Here is a 23,728-nt window from a genome sequence, read left to right as displayed (position 1 = left end):
CTCAATAACAACGACTTAATAGCGGATTATTGGTTTAAATCAAAGGAATTTCGTTACCGCAACATTAGTGTCTCAAAAGCGTCACCTAATTGTTATTTTTAGCACCTAAGCTGAGATAAGTATAAAAATTAGACGCAAAGTATGACAAGGAGCTCACCATGGCAAACAACATACTTACTAAATTGGCCAAAGTGGATGAACAGCTGTTTTTAAGCGTGTTTAACGATGCTTCGCCAATTTGGCTTAGAAGATCAGCGCTTGGGTTATCTAAAAGCGGTGATGGTGGACTTTACGTGGTGTTGTTTCTTGGTTTTTGGTGGTTTACCGAGCAACTGCATTTCCAACAACTGGCGATGAGTATTTTGGTGGGCTTTGCTATTGAGCGGCCTATTTACTTTCTCGCTAAAAAGCGCATCGCGCGGGTTAGACCTTGCGACTGCTTAGTACAAGGTGCTTATTTAGTGCCGAGCGATCAGTTTAGCTTACCGTCGGGGCATAGTGCAGGAGCGTTTGTGGTGGCGACTATTTTGACTATGTACTTTCCTGAATTTGCTGTGCTGTGGTTGATGTGGGCATCTGGGGTGGCGGCTTCAAGGGTGATTATTGGTGTGCATTACCCCGCTGATGTAGTGATTGGCGCGGTGATGGGATCAAGTTGTGCGGTATTAGCAGTGATGGTGGTGGAATCTATATGAGAATTTTGTACGGTATTCAAGGCACGGGTAATGGCCATATTACTCGAGCACGCGTGATGGCAACGACTTTTAAAGCATTGGGAGTTGATGTTGACTATGTGTTTTCGGGTCGTAAAGAGCAAGACTACTTTGATATGGATGACTTTGCCGATTACCGAGCTTTTCGAGGCTTGTCGTTTACCAGCAAATCGGGGCAAGTTGATAGCTTTAAAACGTTAAAGAATGCGCGCCCACTTCAGCTAATTAAAGATATAAAAAACCTTGATTTACGTCACTATGACTTGGTGTTTAATGACTTTGAGCCAATTACTGCGTGGGCAGCTAAACAGCAAGGTATCCCTGTTATTGGTATGAGCCATCAAGCAGCATTTTTATCTGATAAAGTACCAATGTTTGGCCGAGCTTTCTTTCGCCGTGCGCTGATCCGTAATTATGCGCCAGCGAGTGTTTATTTGGGGGTGCATTGGCAGCCTTATGCAGAAAACATTATTCCGCCATTTATTGCAAACCATCATCATGATAACCCGGTAATGGTCGAAAATAAGGTATTGGTGTATCTACCTTTTGAGAATCTAGACAGTGTGGTTGAGTATTTAAAAGATTTTCCTGAACGAGAGTTTTACTGTTATCACCCAGATGCGCAGGATTGCTCCATCGGAAATATTCACCTTCGAGCACCTTCACGCGTTGGCTTTTTAAATGATCTCGCTAATGCCGGTGGTGTAATTGGCAATGCTGGATTTGAACTTGCGAGTGAAGCATTGCAGCTTGGTAAAAAGTTATTGTTAAAACCACTTGGTAAACAGTTTGAGCAGGGGATTAATGCACAGACGCTCTTGTCGATGGGAGCAGCCCATGTGATGAGCTATTTAAACCCTAATGCGATGGATGATTGGTTGCAATCGCCACAGAACAAAAAACTGAATTTTCCGAGCGATCCAGCACCTTTGGTTGATTGGTTGCAAAAAAAGCAATGGGAAAAGCTGGATAAATTGCATAAACACCTATGGCAACAGGTTGATTTAGAACAAAAACTGATTGTTTAAAAGTACCTTATATTGGAAAATGCGCGGCAAGTTTAACCACTTTTTATTAGCTGCTTTAAATAGTTTAGCTATACTTTTAAATGCATGTTTCTATAGGGCACTTTGAATGAATGTATTACAAAACTTAACTATAAAGCGACGTTTGCAGTTAAACGCGCTCGTTGTTGGTCTTGCAATGATTGTGATGCTATGTGTAATTATCCTTGAGTCGCGCATGATGCTAAAGCTCAATGAAACAATTCAAAATGCGGAGGAGCTCGACATTCATGAACTTGCAATGCGTAAACATGAAAAAAACTTTTTGTTTTACAAAGATGTCGACAGCCTAGAGCTTTTTGAGAAAGAGTATTCGCAGCTAAAAAATAAAATGGCGCGACTAGACGAGTTAGTGAAAGATTTGTCGATGGATTCATCGAAGCTAAATGAATTTAGACGCCTTGCGAAAACTTATTACGATGACTTCAATGAGGTTGTGGTACTACAAAAGAAAATTGGTTTACATCCAAAAGATGCCTTATACGGCGATTTACGTGGTGCGGTGCATCAAGTAGAAACATTATTAAGTGAGCGCGAAAACTATAAATTATTGACCTTAATGCTACAGCTTCGCCGAGCAGAAAAAGACTTTATGCTGCGCTTTGACTTAAAGTATATGGGCAAGTTTGATGAGCTAGTCACAAACTTTCAATCAGAGATCAAAAGTGCTGGCTTCGATGCAAGTTACGAAAACCAGTTACTTAGTTTGCTTGAGACTTATCAAAGTAAATTTAAAGCCTTAGTTGATGCGCAAGTGGCATTGGGCCTTAACTTAGAATCTGGTGCGCTGGGTGAAATGAAACGTAGTGTCGAAATGAGTGATGCTATTGTTACAGAGCTGACTACACAAACAAAAGCGTTTGTTGAATCAAGTGCATCGCGTGCACAAATGATTGCGCTAGCTGTGTTCATTATTGCAAGTATCATTGTAATGCTGTTGGTGTACTTTACCAGCCGTTCAATTATTCAGCCTATCGAGCGTGTATACCACACGATTAACGAGATTCGTCGCAATAATGATTTAAGCATGTCGATTACTCAATCGGGTAAAGATGAAATTACCACCATGACGATCGACTTTAATAGCTTGATCAGTGATTTTAAAAAGCTGATTTATGAAGTAAATACGGCGCTAAGTACCCTGAACGTGGCAACAGAGCATCTATCTGAAACGACGGCAGCAACTAGCTCTGGTATGCAAGAGCAGCTTCATGAAGCGGATATGGTTGCCACAGCAGCCACCGAAATGCAGGCGACGATTCAGGATATCTCGCACAATACTGAAGCCGCAGCGAAAAAAGCTGAGTCGACTAACTTAAGTGCGCAGCAAGGTCGTTCTGAGGTTGAATCAACGGTGGTGCAAATTAATCACTTATCAGATTCACTGGGTAATGCGTCAAGTGTGGTGTCGCAGTTAGAAAAAGACGCTGAAACCATTGGCTCTGTCCTTGATGTTATTCGTGGTATTGCTGAGCAAACAAACTTACTGGCACTCAATGCGGCCATTGAGGCGGCGCGTGCTGGTGAACAAGGCCGTGGCTTTGCGGTAGTAGCAGATGAAGTTCGCTCACTTGCGCAGCGTACCCAAGATTCAACGCAAGAGATTGAGAGCATTATTTCGACCTTACAAGGCCGTACGCAAGAAGTAGTGAGTATTATGCAGCAATGTCGTACGCAAGGTGGTGAAAGTGCGGCACAGGCAAGTAAAGCGGGTGAACTGCTTCGCTCAATCACCGAAGATGTACAAACCATTATGGATATGAGTACCCATATTGCCACAGCGATTGATGAGCAAAGCCAGGTGGCCTCAGAGGTGAATAAAAACGTGGTACGTATTCGTGATATTGCGCAAGAAGCATCGGGTCACGCGGCAACCAATGCACAAACCAGCGAAGAGGTGTCTGAGCAAGCACGTGTGCTCTATCAGGCAATCGATAAGTTTAAAGTTTAATAATTACTTGATACTTTATATATAAATAGAGCGCGGTGACGATTTCGTCATCGCGCTTTTTTTGTTGCTTGGGTGTGTACACCGCGACAAGATATCAAGGCACAAACTTAATAGGCACGCTGTCTTTGCTTGCTTCGTATTCTGAGACTCTTGTTTGGTATTGCTGCCAAAGCTCATCATGGTTAGCTTGCAGCTCACTTAAATAGTGCCAGCTGAATAAGCCACTATTATGATTATCGCTAAACACTAATCGAATTGCATAATGACCAACCGGCTCAATCTTGCTAATTCCTACGTGTTGCTTACCAAGTACGAGTTTCATTGGTTCATTACCATGACCTTGCACTTCTGCAGACGGTGAGTGAACACGCAAAAATTCAGCACTAAATTGGGCAATAGCCTGATCATCAAAATGAACATCTAATACTTTACTAACGCTGTGATAATGCACTTTAGTGACTTCTTTCATGTGAGCCTCGAATCCACGATTTATATACTAAAAAGCCTCCAATTGGAGGCTTTTTAGTATAACGCTAATTTGTTGATTAAAGAATGAAGCGACTTAAGTCTTCATCTTCAACAAGGGCACCTAAGTGCTGTTCAACGTAGTTGGCATCAATAGTCAGTGTTGTGCCTGCTTTTTCTGAGGCATCAAATGAAATTTCTTCCATTAGTTTTTCCATCACTGTATGTAAACGACGTGCACCGATGTTTTCGGTTTTTTCATTTACTTGCCAAGCCGCTTTTGCGATACGTTCAATTGCATCATCGGTGAACTCAACGTCAACTTGTTCTGTTTTTAACAGCTCACGTTGTTGCTCAGTTAATGAAGCATGAGGCTCTGTTAAGATACGCTTAAAGTCATCAGCAGTAAGTGCTTCAAGCTCAACGCGAATTGGTAAACGACCTTGCAGCTCAGGGATCATGTCTGATGGTTTTGCCATTTGGAATGCGCCAGATGCAATAAACAACATGTGATCTGTTTTAACCATACCGTGTTTAGTGCTCACTGTTGAGCCTTCGATTAATGGTAGTAAGTCGCGCTGAACACCTTCGCGGCTCACATCTGGACCAGACGCTTCACCACGTTTACAGATTTTATCGATCTCATCGATAAACACGATACCGTTTTGTTCTACAGCGAAGATAGCTTGCTCTTTTAACTCTTCAGGGTTAACAAGTTTTGCTGCTTCTTCTTCAACTAATAGTTTGAAGGCTTCTTTGATCTTTAGCTTTCGCTTGCTGCGCTTATCGCCACCCATGTTTTGGAACATGCTCTGTAGCTGGTTGGTCATTTCTTCCATTCCAGGCGGAGCCATGATCTCGACATTAGGTTGAGCTTGTGCAACATCGATATCGATTTCTTTATCGTCTAATTGGCCTTCACGTAATTTTTTACGGAATGTTTGACGAGTTGAAGAGTTCTCTTCTGTTTTTGACTCACCAAATGTATCGCGTGCTGGTGGTAAAAGGGCATCTAGAATACGCTCTTCTGCCGCTTCTTCAGCGCGGTGTTTAAATTTTTTGGTTTGCTGTTCACGAGTCATTTTAATTGAGATATCAACTAAATCACGAATGATAGTCTCAACTTCTTTACCAACATAGCCCACTTCAGTGAACTTTGTTGCTTCAACTTTAATGAAAGGCGCATTAGCAAGTTTTGCAAGGCGACGAGCAATTTCTGTTTTACCCACACCAGTAGGACCAATCATTAAAATGTTTTTTGGTGTTACTTCGGCGCGTAGCTCGTCGCTTAGTTGCATACGGCGCCAGCGATTACGTAGCGCGATTGAAACTGCTTTTTTAGCTTTAGCTTGGCCAATAATGTGTTGATCTAGCTCGTGAACGATTTCTCTTGGTGTCATCTCAGACATGGCAGTTCCTATTACAATTCTTCAATAGTTTGGAAATTATTCGTGAATACGCAGATGTTGCCGGCAATAGTAAGGCTTTTCTCTACAATTTCACGTGCACTTAGGTCGGTGTTTTCTAGCAGCGCTGTAGCTGCTGATTGTGCGAAGTTACCACCACTGCCAATCGCAATAAGGTCGTTTTCTGGCTGCACAACATCACCGTTACCTGTGATGATCAATGAAGCGGTTTCGTCAGCTACCGCGAGTAGTGCTTCGAGCTTTCTAAGTGCACGATCACTACGCCAATCTTTAGCCATTTCAACGGCAGCCTTGGTTAAGTTGCCTTGGTGCATTTCTAATTTGCTTTCAAATCGTTCGAAAAGGGTGAAGGCATCAGCAGTACCGCCAGCAAAACCAGCGATTACTTTGCCATTATAAAGACGTCGAACTTTGCGGGCGTTGCCCTTCATTACGGTGTTACCAAGTGAAACTTGGCCGTCGCCACCAATAACGACCTTGTCGTCGCGGCGTACACTTACAATAGTGGTCATGATTATTCCTCATCATCGAGCGGCAAGGCCGCTCGTAAAAAGCGATTGATGAGGTGTTTATATGGGTGAATGAACTAAAATCAAGTCCAAAGCCAAATTCCGCAGCCCATTATTTTGATACGTTTAAGTTTATTCTTATCACTTTCGGCCATACGTTTGGTTTCGTATGGGCCTAAGCGCACTTTATACCACGTACCATTACTGCCTTCGGTGCGTTTAACTTCAGCGACTAATCCAGCAAAAGCGATTTTAGCTTTCAGCGCTTGTGCCTGATCCATAGTTCTAAAAGAGCCGCATTGCATTACATACGGGCCTTTTTGCTCAATTTCTTTTACTTCAACCTGAACTTCGTGGTCTTTAATTTCCTGAATAAATTCAGGAGGCTCAGGGAGTGGAATAACTTCTTCTTCTTTTTTAGTAGGGTTTGCTTGTTGCTCTACTAACTCAGGATCGGCATTGTGTTTGATAAACCACAAGCCATAACCAAACCCGCCTACTAAAATAAGCGCAATTAAAACAAGGAGAACAGGGAAGGGCTTTTTCGCCGGGGCTTGTTTTTTATTATTTCGATTTGCTGGTTTTTTATTTATGTAATCGTGTTGTGCCATGACTCTTAATTGGCCTTTAAATCATATCTATAGGATCAACATCTAAGCTCCAACGCACCTTTTGCGCTAATTTACTGGTGCTTATATAGTCGACCATTTGCGCTAAATATTGGTGTAAGTGGGAGCGTTCCTGCGCCTGAATATGTAATTGAAAGCGATATTTACCTGCCACACGTTCCAGTGGCGCAGGTATCGGACCGAGCAATTGTATACCAGATATGTTCTGGACAGGAACCAAATCAGTTAAAAAATCCACCACTTGATTAATGTTATGCCCTTCTGCACGCACAATGGCCATATTGGTGATTGGAGGTAGTTGGGCATCTTCTCGTTCTGTCAGTGCATAGCGGGCAAAATCCTGATAGCCATTGTTTACTAAGTCTTGCAGTAGCGGGTGCTCAGGAAAGTGCGTTTGTAATAATACTTGCCCAGGTTCACCACTGCGACCAGCACGACCAGCCACCTGCGTGACAAGTTGCGCTAAATGCTCGGTTGCACGAAAGTCGCATGAATATAAACCACTGTCGACATCTAAGATCAAAACAAGGCTAACATCAGCAAAGTGGTGGCCTTTTGCTAACATTTGCGTACCAACAAGAATGCGGGCACCGCCTTGATTGATATCATCAAGGGCTTTTTCTAAGCTGCCTTTACGACGAGTTGAATCTCGGTCGATACGACTAATTGGAATATCAGGGAAGGTTTGCGTTAAAAACTCTTCGATTTGCTCTGTGCCTTTACCATTAGGGAAAATCTGTGTGCTACCGCAATCAGGGCACTGATGAGGCACTTGATGTTGCTCACCGCAGTGATGACATATCATCTGGCCAATGGCTTTATGAAAGGTTGCACTGGTGCTACAACGTGAGCACTCACTTAGCCAACCACACTCATGACATATAAGAGTAGGTGAAAAACCGCGACGGTTTAAAAACACCATCACTTGCTTACCACGTTCTAAATGCTGGCGCATATAGGCGAGGCTAGCATGGGCAATACCTGCTTGCTCAGGTTGCCCTTTCATGTCCATTAATTGGAACTGGTTAGCTGTGCTGGTTTGGGCCCGCTCAGTAAGACTCAATAACTGGTATTTGTTATTTATTGCTTTATGTAAGGTTTCAAGTGCTGGCGTGGCACTGCCTAAAACCAGCGGGATATTATGCTGATATGCTCTATAAGCGGCTAAATCTCTGGCATGATAACGTAATGTGTCTTGCTGCTTAAATGAGCTGTCGTGCTCTTCATCAACAATGATCATACCAAGTGATAAAAAAGGTAAGAAAATACTCGAACGTGTGCCGATCACTATGGCACAGCTGCCTTTTTCACAGAATCGCCAAGTTTGTAAGCGTTCGTTATCTGTTAGAGCTGAGTGCCACAGCATAATGGGGGTATCGGGAAAGCGGCGACGAAAACGGTTGACCGTTTGTGGCGTTAAGCCAATTTCAGGCACTAATACTAAGGCTTGTTGGCCTTTTTTAAGTACTTCTTCAAGGCATTGTAAGTAAACTTCGGTTTTACCACTACCGGTGACACCTTCAAGTAAAAAGCTAGTAAATCCGCTGGCTTGATTAATGCTGGTACAAGCAACAGCTTGTTCTTTATTAAGGACGGGTTTGTCACCCACCGTTGGCGCGCGCTGCTGCCACTGATTATCATGCTCGATAAACTGGGTGATTAGTTCTTTATCGAGCAGGCTATCGATGGTTTTTTTTGTAAATCCAAGTGCTTTTAATTCGGTAACCGATGACTTGCCCGATTCGGCTAACTGCTTTAATAAACTTAACTGGGTTTTTGCTTTTAGTGACGGAAGTTTTGCCCCTTTATCAGTTAATTCAACCATATTAATGCTGGTTTTATCTGGGCATTCGCCTTGTCTTAATGCAGCCGGAAGCGCTGTATGAATGGTCTCGCCCAATGGATAACAGTAGTAACGAGCAGTAAATTTCAGTAGTGCTAAATGCTGAGTCGATAAAACTGGGGTCTCGTCTATGATATCGATAATCGGCTTTATTTTGTCAGCAGGTACATCTGTTGATGTTTTTAATGCTAGGACCACCGCGACCTTTTTTTGACTACCAAATGGCACTCGAACGCGCATGCCAGGCTTTAACTCAGGGCTATGCAGCAGCTGTTCAACTTTATAATCGAAGGTACGCTGTAAAGGGACTTTTATGGCAACTTCTACAAAGTGCATAACAACTCAACTGAAACAAAGATAGAAAGATAATGTACTAAAATTACAGTTAAAAACCTACCAACAAATTACTGAACAACCAGTCATTTGATTAATTTTTTAGCGAAAGATGCATTTAAAGCTTGTCGCAAGGTCACTTGAGCTATAAAATACGCGGCCTATTAATTGTATTAACTGCGTATGGTGCCAGACTTCGGGTTTGGAGAGCGATACGGCCTTAACTAGAGGTTCCCTATGAAAGAAGGTATTCACCCTAAGTACGAAGCTATCACTGCAACTTGTTCATGTGGTAACAAATTCGAAACTAGCTCAACTCTTTGTAAAGACATCCACTTAGACGTATGTTCTGAGTGTCACCCGTTTTACACTGGTAAGCAAAAGATTTTAGACACTGGCGGCCGTGTTGATCGTTTCAACAAGCGCTTCGGTGCACTTAGCAGCAAGAAGTAATTTCTGCTGTTTAGTTAAAAGAAGCACCTTTGGGTGCTTTTTTTATGCCTAAAATTCTTAACACTGCCACTCACTCACTCACTCACTCACTCACTCACTCGCTCATCATCTTCACTTATGTATCTTGCATAACTATTTCTGGCTGTTATGCCCATTATGTCGCTAATTTTGCAGACAAAGTGCCACCCCTTGGCTATATTCTTTTTTGTATAAACTTTCATAAAAGTTATTAAAAATAATAAATTTAAATAACTTTGTGAGTAAATGTTGTGAACTTCGTTGAAATGGCTGTTTTGGGCTAATTTCGGCTAATTGCAGTGTACGTGCGTATAAAATACAAAAACACGTGCTTAAAAGGTCATAAATAGGTGAATTTTTATGTCTGATTAATCGCAACTATGCGCAGAAATTGTTGGGAAATCCTTTAAAATTAAGCGATATAGCATATAACAGGATAGACCTGATAATACTTGGAATTTTTATACATTACAGGTATCGTACTGATGCAAGCTCTCTCACTTTTTAACTTTTTGCAGGATACTATCGCGTTATGTCAGATTTTCGTGAACAAGCATTACATTACCACGCTCACCCCGTTCCAGGTAAAATTAGTGTTGAACTAACCAAGCCAGCCGAAACGGTTAACGATCTCGCTTTAGCTTATAGCCCAGGTGTGGCTGAACCAGTCCGTGAAATTGCTGCCGATCCAGCAAATGCCTATAAATACACAGGTAAAGGCAACATGGTTGCGGTTATTTCAAACGGTACCGCAATTCTAGGTTTAGGTAACTTAGGCCCGCTTGCATCAAAACCTGTAATGGAAGGTAAAGCGTTACTATTCAAACGTTTTGCAGGCCTTGACTCAATTGATATTGAAGTTAAACACCGCACAACAGAAGATTTCATCAATACGGTTGCAAATATCGCTGATACGTTTGGTGGTATCAACCTAGAAGATATTAAAGCTCCTGAGTGTTTTGAAATCGAAAAAGCACTTATTGAACGCTGTAGTATCCCAGTTTTCCACGATGACCAACACGGTACAGCGATTGTTACTGCGGCAGGTATGCTTAATGCCCTTGAAGTTCAAGGTAAAGATATCGAAGATGCCATCATCGTGTGTTTAGGTGCTGGTGCTGCAGCCGTTGCCTGTATGGAACTACTTATTAAGTGTGGCGCACTGCGTGAGCATATCTATATGCTTGACCGTAAAGGTGTGATCCATACTCGTCGTGATGACTTAAATGAGTACAAGCAATTATTTGCTAACAACACTGATAAACGTACGTTGCAAGACGTTATTGCTGATGCCGATGTATTTGTAGGTGTATCGGGTCCTAACTTATTAACTGCTGATGATCTTAAATTGATGGCAGACAAGCCTGTGGTGTTTGCATGTTCAAACCCTGATCCTGAGATCGCACCAGCGCTTGCACACAGTGCACGTAATGATTTAATTATGGCAACGGGTCGTTCAGATTATCCTAACCAAGTTAACAATGTACTGTGTTTCCCGTTTATTTTCCGCGGTGCGCTTGATGTGCGTGCAACAGCAATTAATGATGAAATGAAGATTGCTGCCGTACACGCTATTCGTGGTATCGCAAAAGAGCCAGTACCAAGTGAAGTATTAAAAGCAGCGGGCGTTGAGTCGCTTGAGTTTGGTGCTGAGTACATTATTCCTAAGCCAATGGATCCGCGTCTTTTACCACGTATTGCACGTGCTGTTGCTGAAGCGGCTATAGAGTCGGGCGTGGCGCAAATCGACATGCCAGAAGATTACATGCGTTAAACTTAATTAGCTATTAGCTATAACGCGCAATAAAAAACTCAGCCAAGGCTGAGTTTTTTTATGTCTGTGATTATCGGCAGTTATCCGATGGCCGAAATACTTATTCTGAATCAAGCACTGGGATTTCTAACCCCATTTCTTGCATAATTCTTTTAACTTCTTCAGGTACCTTTTCAGGGTTGTCTTTACGAAGGTCGTCATCATTTGGTAATGGTTGACCTGTAAAAGCATGTAAGAAAGCTTCACACAATAACTCACTGTTCGTCGCATGACGCAGGTTATTAATCTGGCGGCGTGTACGCTCGTCAGTTAATACTTTTAATACGTTAAGTGGGATCGATACGGTAATCTTTTTTACTTGTTCTGATTTTTTACCGTGTTCTGCATATGGGTGAATGTATTCACCGTTCCATTTAGCCATAAGTTGTTTCGTTGCCTCGGTTGTCAGTGATTTACGCCTTATTCACAGCGCAAGATGCGGAAATTCTATCGCTTTAAAAAAGATAGTCAAATACTAGTTATTTAGCCATCTAGTGGTGTAAATGTATAAACTTCTATGTGTGAGCGATAAATGCTTTGACTTCTCATATTTGATCATCTAACCTTTTAGACGTCTAAACATCCAATCAAAGAATAGGTGATGAAATGAGCGAAAAAAATAAAGCGACGATTGCTGTTCGTCACGGCATCGAAGCCGATAAACATCATGGTGCGGTTGTGCCACCTTTATACTTATCAACCACCTATTCATTTGCTGACTTTGATACTAAGCGCCAATATGACTATGGCCGCAGCGGTAACCCAAATCGCGACATTTTAGCTGAAACCTTAGCTGAGCTTGAAGGTGGCGCAAAAGGCATTATCACTGCTACTGGTATGTCAGCAGTACACTTAGCGACCCAATTATTAAACAGTGACGATACCTTAGTGATCCCACATGACTGTTATGGCGGTAGCTATCGTTTATTCACCTCGCTTGAAAAACGTGGTCTATTAAAACTAAGAGTATTGGATTTAACGAATACAGATAATCACCAAGAAATTTTGGCGATTAAACCTAAGCTGATTTGGATTGAAACGCCAAGTAACCCAATTTTGCGTTTAACAAACATTAAAGCAATCACTCGCATCGCTAAGCAGTGCGGTGCTTTGGTTGCGGCTGATAACACCTTCTTATCACCTGCATTACAAAACCCAATTGAATTTGGTGTTGATATTGTTGTGCACTCAACCACGAAATACATCAATGGTCACTCTGATGTGGTTGGTGGTGCGGTGATTGCTGCAACGCAAGAGCTAGGTGATGAGCTGGCTTGGTGGGCAAATAACATTGGTATTACCGGTGCGCCATTTGACAGTTACTTAACGCTTCGTGGTTTACGTACTTTAAATGTGCGTTTAAAGCAGCACCAAGAAAATGCCTTTGCTATTGCTGAGTATTTAGAAAACTCTCCTTATGTAAGCCAAGTTTATTACCCAGGTCTTGCTTCTCACCCGCAGCATGAGCTTGCTAAAGCACAGCAACGCGGTTTTGGTGGCATGGTGAGCTTTGATATTAAAGGCGACATTAACGATGCAGCAGCGTTTTTAACTAGTCTTAAAGATTTTAGCCTTGCTGAGTCACTAGGTGGGGTAGAAAGTTTGATTTGTCACCCTGCAACAATGACACACGCAGGTATGGAGCCTCAAGCGCGTCTTGAAGCCGGTGTAGGCGATACGCTGATCCGTATTTCTGTAGGTATTGAAGATGTAAAAGATCTCATTGCAGATTTAGACCGTGTATTCAATTTAGTTAAGCCAGGTCAAGGCCAACAAGTTACAAAAGCGGCTGTAGAGCAAACACAGCAAGATACACAGCAAAACGCGTCATTCAAGTTAACGCCAGCACATACGGCATTGTGGTAGAAGAAATGGTAAATATTGTTCATAAATTTGGTGGCTCAAGCTTAAGCTCAGCAGATCGTTATCATGCGGTAGCGAACATTGTTTTAGCGAATACAGAGCAGGGCGATTGCATCGTTGTATCGGCATCGGGTAAAACAACCGATACCCTAGTGAAGCTATGGCAGAGTTACCAGCAGCAAGATAGTCAAGCTGTTAGCGATATTCTACTGCTTATTGATAACAACCAACGCGCTTTAATTGAGCAGCTACTCACAGGCCAGAATAAACAACAGGCGTTAGCACAGCTAAAAGATGAGCTTGCTGTTTTAAATGAATTAATTAGTCAGCAACAGTTACTTGAAGCCCCATTACTTGCACATGGTGAAGTGTGGTCAGCACGTTTGTTAGCCGCTTACTTAAATCAGTTAGGTGTCGCTGCGCAAGATGTTGATGCAAGGCAGCTATTTACTTTAAATGATGGCCAGCTTTTACATCAAAAAAATCAGCAGCAATGCACAAGTGCAATAAGTAAATCGCATATCAACGTAGTAACGGGCTTTATTGCTGCAGATTGCCAAGGTAATACGGTTACTTTAGGCCGTAATGGCAGTGATTATAGCGCCACGTTACTGGCCAGTTATACTTTTGCCAAGCAAGTGTCTATCTGGACAGACACGCAAGGTGTATTCAGCACAGATCCTCGTAAAGTTAAAAATGCGGTTAAATACGCCAAGGTATGCCGTGAGCAAGCTAACCTATTAGCGCGTTTGGGCAATCCAGTATTGCATGCAAAAACCTTGTCACCGCTAAAAGATACAGAGATCAAGCTCGTTGTTAGAAGTAGCTTTGATTGCGATGCAACGCCAACCGAAGTAGTTAAAGAAGGTTATAGCAAAGCGAAACGGTTTATTACGACCTTAGATAACATCGATTTATTACGGGTTGATAAACTAAGCGGTGGTGAAGTTGGTGAATTAAGCCAGTTAATTCAACACAGCCTGCATCACTTTGTTAAAGGGGGCGATACCTACTTATTAGTACCTGGTCAAAGTACTCATCAGGTTGTGAGCCATTTAGCGGGCCGTGCAAATATTGTTGAGTCTAATTTAAGTGGTTGTGCAGTGGTTGCACCGACTGCTGATGTTAGTGCTCTTGCAGAGCAAGCAACAGCGCTTTTAAAAGAGCAAAGCATTCATCCACGTTTTGTACAGCAAGACGATAACTATGTGTTGATCTTAAATGATCAGGCAATTGATAGTGACGTTTTAACGTTATTACATGACAAGCTGGTAAACAAAGGCCAAGAGTTGGCCATTATAGTTGCTGGCCTTGGTAATGTAGGCGAAGTGTTCTTAGCGCAGCTCCAAGCTCAGTTTGCTCGTTTATCTGCTCAGTACAAGGTAAAAGTGGTTGCTCTTCTTCGTTCACAGCAAATGCTTTTTAGTGCTAGCGGTTTAAATACCGAAACATGGCAAGAGCAGTGGCATAACGAAGCGCAAAGCTACGACAAGGCAGAATTATTAGCACGTATTAATGAACTTGATTATGAGCACAAAGTGGTGATTGATATCACTGCCAGTGAGGCGTTTAGTCAGTTATACCCTGACTTTGTTGAACTTAACTGTCATTTGATCAGTGCAAACAAATATGCGGGTACTGCCGCGCATAGTTGGTATCAAAACTTACGTACTAATTTAGCTGAGCGAAATCTATTATGGCGCTATAACACCAGTGTAGGCGCAGGTTTACCGATTAACTTTGCTTTAGCTGATTTACAAAATAGCGGTGACAATATTAACCGTATTGAAGGGGTATTCTCGGGTACTTTATCGTGGTTATGTAGCAGTTACGATGGGAGTGTGCCGTTTTCAGATTTAGTGCTTCAAGCTCAGCAAATGGGTTATACAGAGCCAGATCCTCGTGAAGATTTATCTGGCCGCGATATGCAGCGTAAACTGCTAATTTTAGCGCGTGACTTAGGCCTAGATTTAGAGCTTGATGACATTGCTTTAACACCTCTAATGCCAGAAGCGTTGGCAGCAGGTAGCTGGCAAGATTTTCTTGCAAACAAACAGCTGCTCGATGAATTCATGACAGAAAAAGCAGCCCAAGCTGCAGCTCAAGATAAAGTAGTGCGCTACACAGGCGCAATTACACTCGTTGATGGCAAGGTTCAGGCGCAAGTTGGTTTAGTTAATGTTGGCAAAGATGATGTATTAGCAAGCCTTAAACCGGGCGATAACATCTTTGTTATTAATTCACAGTGGTATACAGACAATGCATTAGTGATCCAAGGCCCTGGAGCAGGTAAAGAAGTCACTGCGGCTGGGGTTCATTCAGACCTGTATTGGCTGGTAAATAACCTAAAATAATTTTGCTGATCTTAGTTTAAATAGCTAAGCAAAAAGCGCCCCAAGGGCGCTTTTTTATTGTTTCAAAATAGCAACTCAGTTATTTAGAATAACTCTTCCTCTGTGCTGAGCTTTTCTTCAAACACGTCAGTAGGCTGTGCAAGTACATATTTAGTTGGTGCAGTGCCTTTAATGAAATACTCAAAACGGCTGGTGTAGTCATTTTTGTGACTCAATAGACCTGTCTCTAAGTCGATACGTACTGATACGAGTCCTTCAGGGAGTTCAATCGGTGCTTCAGGCATGCCATCAAGCGCTGCTCGCATAAAGTCGACCCATGCAGGTTGCGCTGTTTTAGCGCCTGATTCTGCGCCCGAAATTTGTGATTTATCGAGGTTGTTATTGTAAGTTGAACGACCAAGCGTGATGCCTGGATTATCAAAACCAACCCACACAGAGGTAAGCACATTACGATTGAAGCCACTAAACCAAGTATCGACAGAATCATTGGTGGTGCCCGTTTTACCAACCAGATCGCGACGATCCAATGCTTGAGCTCGCCAGCCGGTGCCGCTCCAACCGGTTTTGTGAGTCCAGCTACCACCACCCCAAATCGCGCTGTGCATAGCTTGTGAGATCAAGAATGCATTTTGTTTTGAAATAATTCGCGGTGCACAACGAGGCGCATTAGTTACAGCTGTATCAGTGAGGTTTAGCTGATTATTATCAAGTGATGCAAACTCAGGAGTAATTGCTGGTTGTGGTGCATCACAGGCAAGTTCTGGTTCTGTTTTAAATAACACAGTGCCTGCTGAATCCTGAATCTCAGAGATAAAGTAAGGCTTAATTAAGTGGCCGCCATTGGCAAAGGTACTCATTCCTCGTGCTAGCTCAAGAGGGGTGATTGAGGCGCTACCAAGAGCCAATGACTCGCTGCGGTTAATATCACTATTTAAAAAGCCAAATTTAAGCAGGTGATCGGCTGTACGCTCTAAACCTACACCGCGTAATAAGCGCACTGAAATAACGTTTTTCGATTGTGCTAATGCTCGGCGGATACGAATAGGGCCATTATAAACCGCCGGGCTGTTCTTCGGACGCCATGCCACACCTTGGCTTTTATCCCATTGGTTGATTGGCGCATCGTTAAGAATTGAAGCGAGTGTGTAACCGTTTTCAAGCGCTGCTGAATAAATAAAGGGTTTAATGTTTGACCCTACTTGGCGTTTTGCTTGTACCGCACGATTGTATTGGCTTTGTTCAAAACTGTATCCACCGACAATCGCTTTAATACGACCATCTTGTGGGTCAAGAGACACAAGAGCACTTGATGCTTCAGGAACCTGGCTTAATATGTAGCTTTCATCCGCATTTTTGCGAAGCCAAATTTGCGCGCCTGCGGTTAGGATGTCAGCCGCTGTTTTTGGTGCGAAGCTTTGACGGTAACGGGTAATATATTTGCGAGCCCATTTTAAGCCATCCCACTCAACAGTAACTTGTTCGCCGCTTTTTAATAGCACATCAATTGATTGCTCAGCGACATTAGTGACAACACCCGCTAATAGTGGGCCAAACTCTTTAACGTCTTTAAGTTTATTTAAAATGTCTTCTTGGCTAAGCGGGCTTTCGCTCTCGGTATCCCACAATTGTGCAGTTGCACCACGGTAACCATGACGCATATCGTATGCATGAAGGTTATCAACAATGGCATCTTGCGCGGCTTGTTGAATGTTCGAATCAACACTGGTGTAAACTTTAAAACCCGTATTATAAGCACGCTCATGACCGTAGCGTTTAACCATTTCAGCGCGAACCATCTCAGAAATATAAGGTGCATATACTTCAATTTCAGCGCCATGGAATTTAGCTGTAATTGGTGCGTTGATAGCCTCTTCATATTCGCTTTGAGTGATGTACTTTTCTGTAAGCATACGCCCTAGTACAACGTTACGGCGGGATTTGGCTCGCACAGGGTTGCGAATTGGATTAAGTGCTGATGGGGCTTTTGGTAGACCCGCAATCATCGCCATTTGCGCTAAGGTTAGTTCATTTAGGTCTTTGCCATAATACACCTGTGCCGCAGCACCAATACCAAAAGCGCGGTTACCTAATTCAATTTTATTCAAATATAATTCGAGGATTTCGTCTTTACTTAATATACTTTCGATATGAAGAGCGATGAAGATCTCTTTGACCTTACGAATGTATGCTTTTTCTCGGGTTAAGAAGAAGTTACGGGCAAGCTGCATGGTTATAGTACTTGCGCCTTGTTTCTTTTCACCGGTAGATATGAGTACAATGGCTGAACGTACGATACCAATTGGATCAATACCGATATGCTCGTAAAAACGGTTATCTTCTGTTGCTAATATTGCATTGATTAATGGTTGGGGTATTTGATCTATTGTAACGGGAATGCGGCGTTTTTCACCGAATTGGTTAATCAATAATCCATCACGTGAGAATACCTGCATAGGTGTCTGTAACTGAACGTCTTTTAGAACCTGTACGCTAGGAATATCAGGTTTAACGTAATAGTATAGACCAACTAAAGTGATTAGTCCTAAAAATGAGCAGATGATAATAAATTGTAAAGTTCGCTTTAATAAAATCACTTATATTTTCCCTAAATGGACTCCCAATTAGAATCGGAGACTGCTAGTATATATTGATTAAAAAATGAATAATATTTTTTCAGATAAAAATTATAACTTGTTTATTATTAAAACAAAGGCCAAGTTGCAAACATGCTAAGTCAGCTATTTAAAAAGCCTTCATCTATGATGGTAGGAATCGACATCGGATCGCACTGTATAAAAGCAGTGCTGTTGCAAGAGACAGACGCAGGTTTGCGGCTTGAAGCGTTAGCTATTGAACCTATGCCAAAAGGCGCTATGTCTGAACGTTCCATACAAGACATAGAAGCGATAGGTAATGTTATCGCTAAACTAAAAAGAAAAATTCCTAAATCAGTTCAAACCGCAGCTGTAGCCGTTTCAGGCCAAACGGTAATTACGAAAGTGATTTTTATGGATGTATCATTAACAGATGCTGAATTAGAGTCACAAATAGCAATAGAAGCTGATAGTTTAATCCCATATCCACTCGATGAGGTTAACATTGACTTTGAAAAGTTGGCTATCAACGAAGCTGATCCAAGTAAAGTGAATGTACTGCTCTCTGCCGCTCGAACTGAAAGTGTGCAAGCGCGAGTAGGTGCCTTAGAAACTGCCAACCTAAAAGCAGCGGTTGTTGATGTTGAAAGCTATGCACTGAGCCGTGCGATGGATGTTTATTACCAACAACTGCCAAGTGATGCTTTTAACAAGTGTGTTGCTGTTGTTGATATTGGTGCTGTGCTGATGCTTGTGAGCGTTGTGCAAGAAGGTGAAACAATTTACACCCGTGACCAAGTGTTTGGTGGTGACCAATACACAAATAGCATTGTTGCATACTACAACAAGAGCTTTGATGAAGCTGAAATTGGTAAAACGACGGGTGACTTACCACCAAATTATACTTTTGAAGTATTAGCTCCATTCCAAACGTCACTGCTACAGCAAGTTAGACGCGCAGTGCAAATGTTCTTAACGACCAGTGGTAAAGATCAAGTTGATTACATTGTACTCACTGGTGGTACTGCTATGATCGAAGGCTTAGATAGGCTCCTAATTGAAGAGCTAGGCATTCACACTGTTGTTGCAGAGCCATTTGCTAACATTGAAATTTCGCCAAAGATTGATCGCAATATGTTGCAGCGTCACCGCACTCAATTTGCGATAGCCACAGGATTGGCATTAAGGAGCTTTTCACCATGCCACATATAAATCTGCTGCCTTGGCGCGAACAACATAGAAAAGACTCACAAAATAAGTTCGTTACCGTGCTATTTGGCGTTGTTGTCGTTAGCTTCTTAAGTATGTATTTACTAAGCTCTTTTTATGGCGGCTTGCGTGATGGACAAAACGTGAAGAACAATTTCTTAAATACTGAAATTGCATTATTGAACCAACGTATTCGTGAGATAAACGAACTCGATAAGAAAAAAGAAAACTTACAGCAACGTATGCGCCTCATCGAAGAGTTACAAAGTAACCGTAACTTAGGGACGCAAATTATGGATGAGGTCGCTAATATTGTTCCTGCCGGAGTTTATTTAACCAAGCTTGAACGCCGTGATGATCGTATTCATGTAATCGGTCGCAGTGAGTCTAATAACCGCTTATCAACTATGCTGCGTCAAGTGCAAGGCTCATATTTGTTAGAGCGTCCTATTATGCAAGGCATTGTTGCTGGTGAACAAACGTCAAGATTATTGAGTGACTTTAATATGGATTTTTACGTTAAACCATTTGATCAGATAGGTGAGGCACGCAATGAACCTTGATATCAAAGCGTTAACTGAAATAGATTGGAATGAAATAGAGCTCGAAAATATGGGTGATTGGCCCATTGCTGTTAAGGCTTTGTGCTGTGCGTTTGTGGCTGCGCTGGTTTTATACTTTAGCTACAGCTTATTAGTGTCTGACGAAATAGCCAGTTATCACAGTGCGGTAGCGAAAGAGACAGAACTACGCAAAACTTATAAAGAAAAATATGCCATTGCGAGTAACTTAGAAATATATCGCCAGCAAATGGTTGAGATGGAAGATAAGTTTTCACAGCTATTAAAGCGCTTACCAACCTCAAACGAAACACCAGGCTTGTTGGACGATTTATCTTATGTTGGTACCACCAGTGGTTTAACATTTTTAAAAATTGGCTGGTTACCTGAAGTTGAAAAAGAGTTTTATACAGAGCTGCCGATTAAAATTGAAGTGGTAGGCACGTATCATGAGTTTGGTGAGTTTGTAGGTAAAGTTGCTCAATTACCTCGTATTGTGAGTTTACACGACTTTACTATTCAAACGCTGGGTGATGGTGAACTCACTTTCAGTGTTGTAGCTAAGACTTATCGTTATGAAGGGGGAGCTAAAAAATGAAGAAACTTCCCTTAATTATTGCCATGACTATTGTGCTAAGCGCGTGTAATGACGATACTTCAGAACAAAAAGAGTTTATTGATCAAGTAAAAGCGAGTACAACGCCTAAAGTTGAACCGATACCAGAGATCACAAAGTTTGAGCATTTTGCATATAGTGCTGGAAAATTACGCAGTCCGTTTGTGGCACCTAAGCCGGAAATTATCCAAAACAACTTAGTACAAGTTAAAAACTGCTTACACCCAGATCCTAATCGTGTTCGTCAACCACTTGAGAAGTACCCATTAGATAATCTAGTTATGCAAGGGACTATTGGCCGTGTTGGCAACAATTGGGCGCTGATTAAAGCAGCAGACAATACGCTCTATCGAGTCACTGTGGGTAATTATATTGGTCTGTACCATGGTGAAATTAAAGAAGTGCACGACAATTATATAGAATTATTAGAATTAATCCCGGATGGGGCTGGTTGTTGGAAGGAACGCCTGACTAAGCTGGAAATGTTAGAGGCGGAAACAAATGGTGCAAGTTAATCTTATGAAAGGTAAAAAGAAGATGCATAAAGGAATGGCTTGGTTAAAACACATGCATAAATTCATGTTAGCTGCATTAGCCTTAATCGTAGCACAGACGGCAATTGCCGCCCCTTTACTGTATGACGTACGTTATAACCCATTAATGAAAGGTGAAACACAGTTACAGCTGGTGTTTGATGAAGCGCTAACATTTGAACCTAAGGTTCAGGTTTATAATTCGCCAGCTCGTATCGAAATGCTTTTCAGTAATGTGGGTGTGGATAATGAAGTACGCGATGTTCCAGTTAACCAAGCAGGCATTAAGCATGTAACCAGCACCTTGACCGCTGATGGTTTGAAGGTTGTTGTTAACTTAGACAAACTGAAAATCTATAAAACTTCAGCGAAAGACAACATTGTTACTTTGCATGTTTCAGATAACCCAATTGCGAGCGAAGACAGTGCCAGTGGTTTGACAGCATCAAGTAACTTTATCAATACAGTTCAGTCGATCGATTTTCGTCGCGGCGAAAAAGGTGAAGCACGCCTTTTAGTCTTCTTACAAGATACACAAGCTGCAATTGATGTGCATGAAAGTGGCGGCAAAATTATTGCAGAGTTCCACCACACAGATATTTTAGACGATTTATTGTATCAATTAGATGTCATGGACTTTGGCACCGTTGTTAGTAATATCGAAACCTTCAAAGAAGGCAATATGACGCGCATCGTGGTTGAACCAAATGCAGCGTTCAAGTTTACTCATCAACAAATTGAAAACATCTTTACACTAACCGTTGAAAAAGATGATACGCAGCGAGCTTACCTTGATGGCGGAATTGAATATCAAGGTCGCCCAATGAGCCTTAATTTCCAAGATATTCCAATTCGCTCTGTGCTACAGATTATTGCTGGCTATAACGAGTTTAACTTAGTAACAAGTGACTCTGTCACAGGCAATATCACGCTGCGCTTAGATGGTGTACCTTGGGATCAGGCACTTGATGTCGTGCTTAAAATTAAAGGCCTTGATAAGCGTATGGACGGTACTATTTTGATGGTTGCACCATCAGAGGAGCTTGCCGCTCGTGAAGCGAAGGAGCTTAAAGCTAAACAACAAGTTGAAGATTTAGAGCCGTTATACAGCGAATATATCCGCCTTAACTATGCTAAAGCTGAAGAATTTGCAGACTTATTGAAAACAGACACCAACAGCATTATTTCTGCGCGAGGCAGTGTGTCTGTTGATAAACGTACTAATACATTACTGATTAAAGACACAGCGAAAAGCATTGAAAGCGTGCGCCGTATGGTGGAAACCTTAGATATTCCTGTTAAACAAGTGGTCATTGAATCACGTATGGTGACAGTGAATGATAACGTGCAAGAAGACTTAGGTGTTCGCTGGGGGATTAGCGATGTGGGCAGTGACGGTGCTATCTCTGGCACCTTAGAAGGTGCTGGTGGCATGGTCGGCGCGGGTTCATACGATAATATTCCAAGCTTGTCTGACCGATTAAATGTTAACTTACCGGTTTCAAGCCCCGCGGGTAGCATTGGTGTACAAATTGCTAAATTGGCCAATGGCACTATCTTAGATTTAGAGTTAAGTGCTCTTGAAGAAGAAAACCGCGGTGAGATTATCGCAAGTCCACGTATCACCACGGCGAACCAACAAAAAGCCCGCATTGAGCAAGGTACAGAGATCCCGTACGTTGAAGCTGCATCAAGTGGTGCAACGACAGTAACGTTCAAAAAAGCGGTATTAAGTTTAGAAGTAACACCACATATCACGCCAGACAACAAGGTCATTCTGGATCTTGTGATCACGCAAGATACCCGTGGTGATACGGTTCAGACACCAACGGGGTCTGCTGTAGCTATTAATACCCAAGAGATTCAGACTCAGGTATTAGTAGAAAATGGCCAAACTGTGGTGCTTGGTGGTATCTTCCAGCAGCAAATCGTTAACTCAACTAAGAAAGTACCTCTGTTAGGCGATATTCCTTACTTAGGTGTACTGTTCAAAAGCACCAGTGAATTTAACGAGAAAAAAGAGCTGCTAATCTTTGTAACACCAAAAATTCAAATCGATTAAGTGATTTTTTCTTAAGCAACGAGCAATTAGCATGTTTAATTGCTCGTTATCTGGCTTTTTATGCTAATTGACTTGAAATACCCAAGCAATTACTGAGATAATCCCCTCCTTAATTTTGGGGCCAGGTCGTTAGGCGGGGTTTTATTTCAAATTTTAGAGTTCGTTTGTACTAAAAAGATATGGCTGAGAAACGTAATATATTTCTAGTGGGCCCTATGGGGGCTGGCAAAAGCACAATTGGTCGTCACATTGCTGACCAATTACACCTTGAATTTTTCGATTCAGATCAAGAGATCGAGCGTCGTACTGGAGCAGACATTGCTTGGGTATTCGATCTTGAGGGTGAAGAGGGCTTTCGACTTCGTGAAGAAACTGTAATTTCAGACCTAACTGAGATGCAAGGTATTGTTCTTGCAACAGGTGGTGGTTCTGTGATCAGTAAAGAAGTACGTAACAAGCTATCTGCTCGTGGTATTGTTGTATACCTAGAGACACCAATCGAAAAGCAAGTTGCACGCACACAGCGCGACAAGCGTCGCCCATTATTGCAAACAGAAGAAGCACCGCGTGATGTACTAGAGCGCTTAGCTGAAGAACGCGAACCGTTATACAAAGAAGTTGCTGATTTTGTTGTCCGCACTGATGAGCAAAGCGCGAAAGTTGTTGCTAATCAAATCATCGAGAAATTAGATTTTTAAAAACCAATAATAAAAAGGAAA

The 23,728-nt window shown here is 42.1% G+C and carries 20 protein-coding genes; 13 read left to right on the top strand and 7 right to left on the bottom strand.

What is annotated here, in order from left to right; genetic code table 11:
- Nucleotides 1–158: 158 nt before the first annotated feature.
- The 3 genes from NH153_RS00595 (at nucleotide 159) to NH153_RS00585 (ending at nucleotide 3,728) form a co-directional block, all read left to right on the top strand.
- Entirely contained in the window at nucleotides 159–695 is a 537-nt protein-coding gene (locus NH153_RS00595) for a phosphatase PAP2 family protein (protein ID WP_063699951.1), read from the top strand.
- On the top strand, nucleotides 692–1,741 hold the full coding sequence (locus NH153_RS00590; protein ID WP_063699949.1) for an MJ1255/VC2487 family glycosyltransferase: 1,050 nt from the start codon (nucleotides 692–694) through the stop codon (nucleotides 1,739–1,741). Before NH153_RS00595 ends, NH153_RS00590 begins: the two co-directional genes overlap by 4 nt.
- A gap of 106 nt (nucleotides 1,742–1,847) precedes the next feature.
- Complete coding sequence (locus NH153_RS00585; RefSeq protein WP_063699947.1) at nucleotides 1,848–3,728, top strand: methyl-accepting chemotaxis protein; 1,881 nt, start codon at nucleotides 1,848–1,850, stop codon at nucleotides 3,726–3,728.
- 94 nt (nucleotides 3,729–3,822) lie between these two features.
- On the opposite strand, the gene NH153_RS00580 is transcribed toward NH153_RS00585, so the two are convergent.
- The 5 genes from NH153_RS00580 to priA form a co-directional block, all read right to left on the bottom strand.
- Nucleotides 3,823–4,197 carry a gamma-butyrobetaine hydroxylase family protein gene (locus NH153_RS00580; RefSeq protein WP_063699945.1) on the bottom strand — a complete coding sequence of 125 codons (375 nt, stop codon included), beginning with the start codon at nucleotides 4,195–4,197 and terminating at the stop codon, nucleotides 3,823–3,825.
- Nucleotides 4,198–4,273: 76 nt separating this feature from the next.
- Nucleotides 4,274–5,602, bottom strand: coding sequence for an ATP-dependent protease ATPase subunit HslU (gene hslU, locus NH153_RS00575; RefSeq protein ID WP_063699943.1), 1,329 nt, complete (start codon nucleotides 5,600–5,602; stop codon nucleotides 4,274–4,276).
- An 11-nt stretch (nucleotides 5,603–5,613) separates the two neighbouring features.
- On the bottom strand, nucleotides 5,614–6,132 hold the full coding sequence (hslV, locus tag NH153_RS00570; protein WP_008115012.1) for an ATP-dependent protease subunit HslV: 519 nt from the start codon (nucleotides 6,130–6,132) through the stop codon (nucleotides 5,614–5,616).
- 80 nt (nucleotides 6,133–6,212) lie between these two features.
- Entirely contained in the window at nucleotides 6,213–6,740 is a 528-nt protein-coding gene (locus NH153_RS00565; protein WP_063699941.1) for an SPOR domain-containing protein, read from the bottom strand.
- Nucleotides 6,741–6,756: 16 nt separating this feature from the next.
- On the bottom strand, nucleotides 6,757–8,937 hold the full coding sequence (gene priA, locus NH153_RS00560) for a primosomal protein N' (RefSeq protein ID WP_063699939.1): 2,181 nt from the start codon (nucleotides 8,935–8,937) through the stop codon (nucleotides 6,757–6,759).
- Nucleotides 8,938–9,171: 234 nt separating this feature from the next.
- Here priA and rpmE point away from each other — a divergent pair, with 234 nt between their 5' ends.
- Together rpmE and NH153_RS00545 are read left to right on the top strand one after the other, a co-directional pair.
- Nucleotides 9,172–9,387 (top strand): 50S ribosomal protein L31, encoded by a 216-nt coding sequence (gene rpmE, locus NH153_RS00555; protein WP_036973208.1) that lies wholly within the window; start codon nucleotides 9,172–9,174, stop codon nucleotides 9,385–9,387.
- 550 nt (nucleotides 9,388–9,937) lie between these two features.
- Nucleotides 9,938–11,179 carry a malic enzyme-like NAD(P)-binding protein gene (locus tag NH153_RS00545; protein WP_063699937.1) on the top strand — a complete coding sequence of 414 codons (1,242 nt, stop codon included), beginning with the start codon at nucleotides 9,938–9,940 and terminating at the stop codon, nucleotides 11,177–11,179.
- Between the two features lie 100 nt (nucleotides 11,180–11,279).
- Here NH153_RS00545 and metJ read toward each other — a convergent pair whose 3' ends face one another.
- On the bottom strand, nucleotides 11,280–11,600 hold the full coding sequence (gene metJ / locus NH153_RS00540; RefSeq protein WP_063699935.1) for a met regulon transcriptional regulator MetJ: 321 nt from the start codon (nucleotides 11,598–11,600) through the stop codon (nucleotides 11,280–11,282).
- A gap of 224 nt (nucleotides 11,601–11,824) precedes the next feature.
- On the opposite strand from metJ, the gene metB reads away from it, so the two are divergent.
- The gene (metB, locus tag NH153_RS00535) at nucleotides 11,825–13,084 is read left to right on the top strand and encodes a cystathionine gamma-synthase (protein ID WP_063699934.1); all 1,260 of its coding nucleotides are present in this window, start codon (nucleotides 11,825–11,827) and stop codon (nucleotides 13,082–13,084) included.
- 5 nt (nucleotides 13,085–13,089) lie between these two features.
- Nucleotides 13,090–15,435, top strand: a complete 2,346-nt coding sequence (metL, locus tag NH153_RS00530; protein ID WP_063699933.1) for a bifunctional aspartate kinase/homoserine dehydrogenase II — start codon at nucleotides 13,090–13,092, stop codon at nucleotides 15,433–15,435.
- An 83-nt stretch (nucleotides 15,436–15,518) separates the two neighbouring features.
- Here the strand turns inward: metL and NH153_RS00525 are convergent, their stop codons facing one another.
- The gene (locus NH153_RS00525) at nucleotides 15,519–18,029 is read right to left on the bottom strand and encodes a penicillin-binding protein 1A (protein ID WP_063699932.1); all 2,511 of its coding nucleotides are present in this window, start codon (nucleotides 18,027–18,029) and stop codon (nucleotides 15,519–15,521) included.
- A gap of 132 nt (nucleotides 18,030–18,161) precedes the next feature.
- Here NH153_RS00525 and NH153_RS00520 point away from each other — a divergent pair, with 132 nt between their 5' ends.
- From NH153_RS00520 to aroK, 6 genes are all read left to right on the top strand, one after another.
- Nucleotides 18,162–19,241, top strand: coding sequence for a pilus assembly protein PilM (locus NH153_RS00520; protein ID WP_063699931.1), 1,080 nt, complete (start codon nucleotides 18,162–18,164; stop codon nucleotides 19,239–19,241).
- A complete protein-coding gene (locus tag NH153_RS00515) occupies nucleotides 19,229–19,801 on the top strand; it encodes a PilN domain-containing protein (RefSeq protein ID WP_063699929.1) in 573 nt (190 codons plus the stop codon). The genes NH153_RS00520 and NH153_RS00515 overlap by 13 nt, the downstream gene beginning before the upstream one ends.
- Nucleotides 19,791–20,396 (top strand): type IV pilus inner membrane component PilO, encoded by a 606-nt coding sequence (locus NH153_RS00510; RefSeq protein WP_063699927.1) that lies wholly within the window; start codon nucleotides 19,791–19,793, stop codon nucleotides 20,394–20,396. The genes NH153_RS00515 and NH153_RS00510 overlap by 11 nt, the downstream gene beginning before the upstream one ends.
- Nucleotides 20,393–20,929, top strand: coding sequence for a pilus assembly protein PilP (locus tag NH153_RS00505; protein WP_063699925.1), 537 nt, complete (start codon nucleotides 20,393–20,395; stop codon nucleotides 20,927–20,929). Before NH153_RS00510 ends, NH153_RS00505 begins: the two co-directional genes overlap by 4 nt.
- Complete coding sequence (locus tag NH153_RS00500; protein ID WP_082873947.1) at nucleotides 20,916–23,009, top strand: type IV pilus secretin PilQ; 2,094 nt, start codon at nucleotides 20,916–20,918, stop codon at nucleotides 23,007–23,009. Before NH153_RS00505 ends, NH153_RS00500 begins: the two co-directional genes overlap by 14 nt.
- A gap of 179 nt (nucleotides 23,010–23,188) precedes the next feature.
- Nucleotides 23,189–23,707 (top strand): shikimate kinase AroK, encoded by a 519-nt coding sequence (aroK, locus tag NH153_RS00495; protein ID WP_036973192.1) that lies wholly within the window; start codon nucleotides 23,189–23,191, stop codon nucleotides 23,705–23,707.
- Nucleotides 23,708–23,728: the final 21 nt, after the last annotated feature.

It is taken from the genome of Pseudoalteromonas gelatinilytica (genome assembly GCF_001641615.1).
In the GTDB taxonomy this organism is placed as follows: Bacteria; Pseudomonadota; Gammaproteobacteria; order Enterobacterales; family Alteromonadaceae; genus Pseudoalteromonas; species Pseudoalteromonas gelatinilytica.
This window is presented reverse-complemented; position numbering and strand designations above follow the sequence as displayed.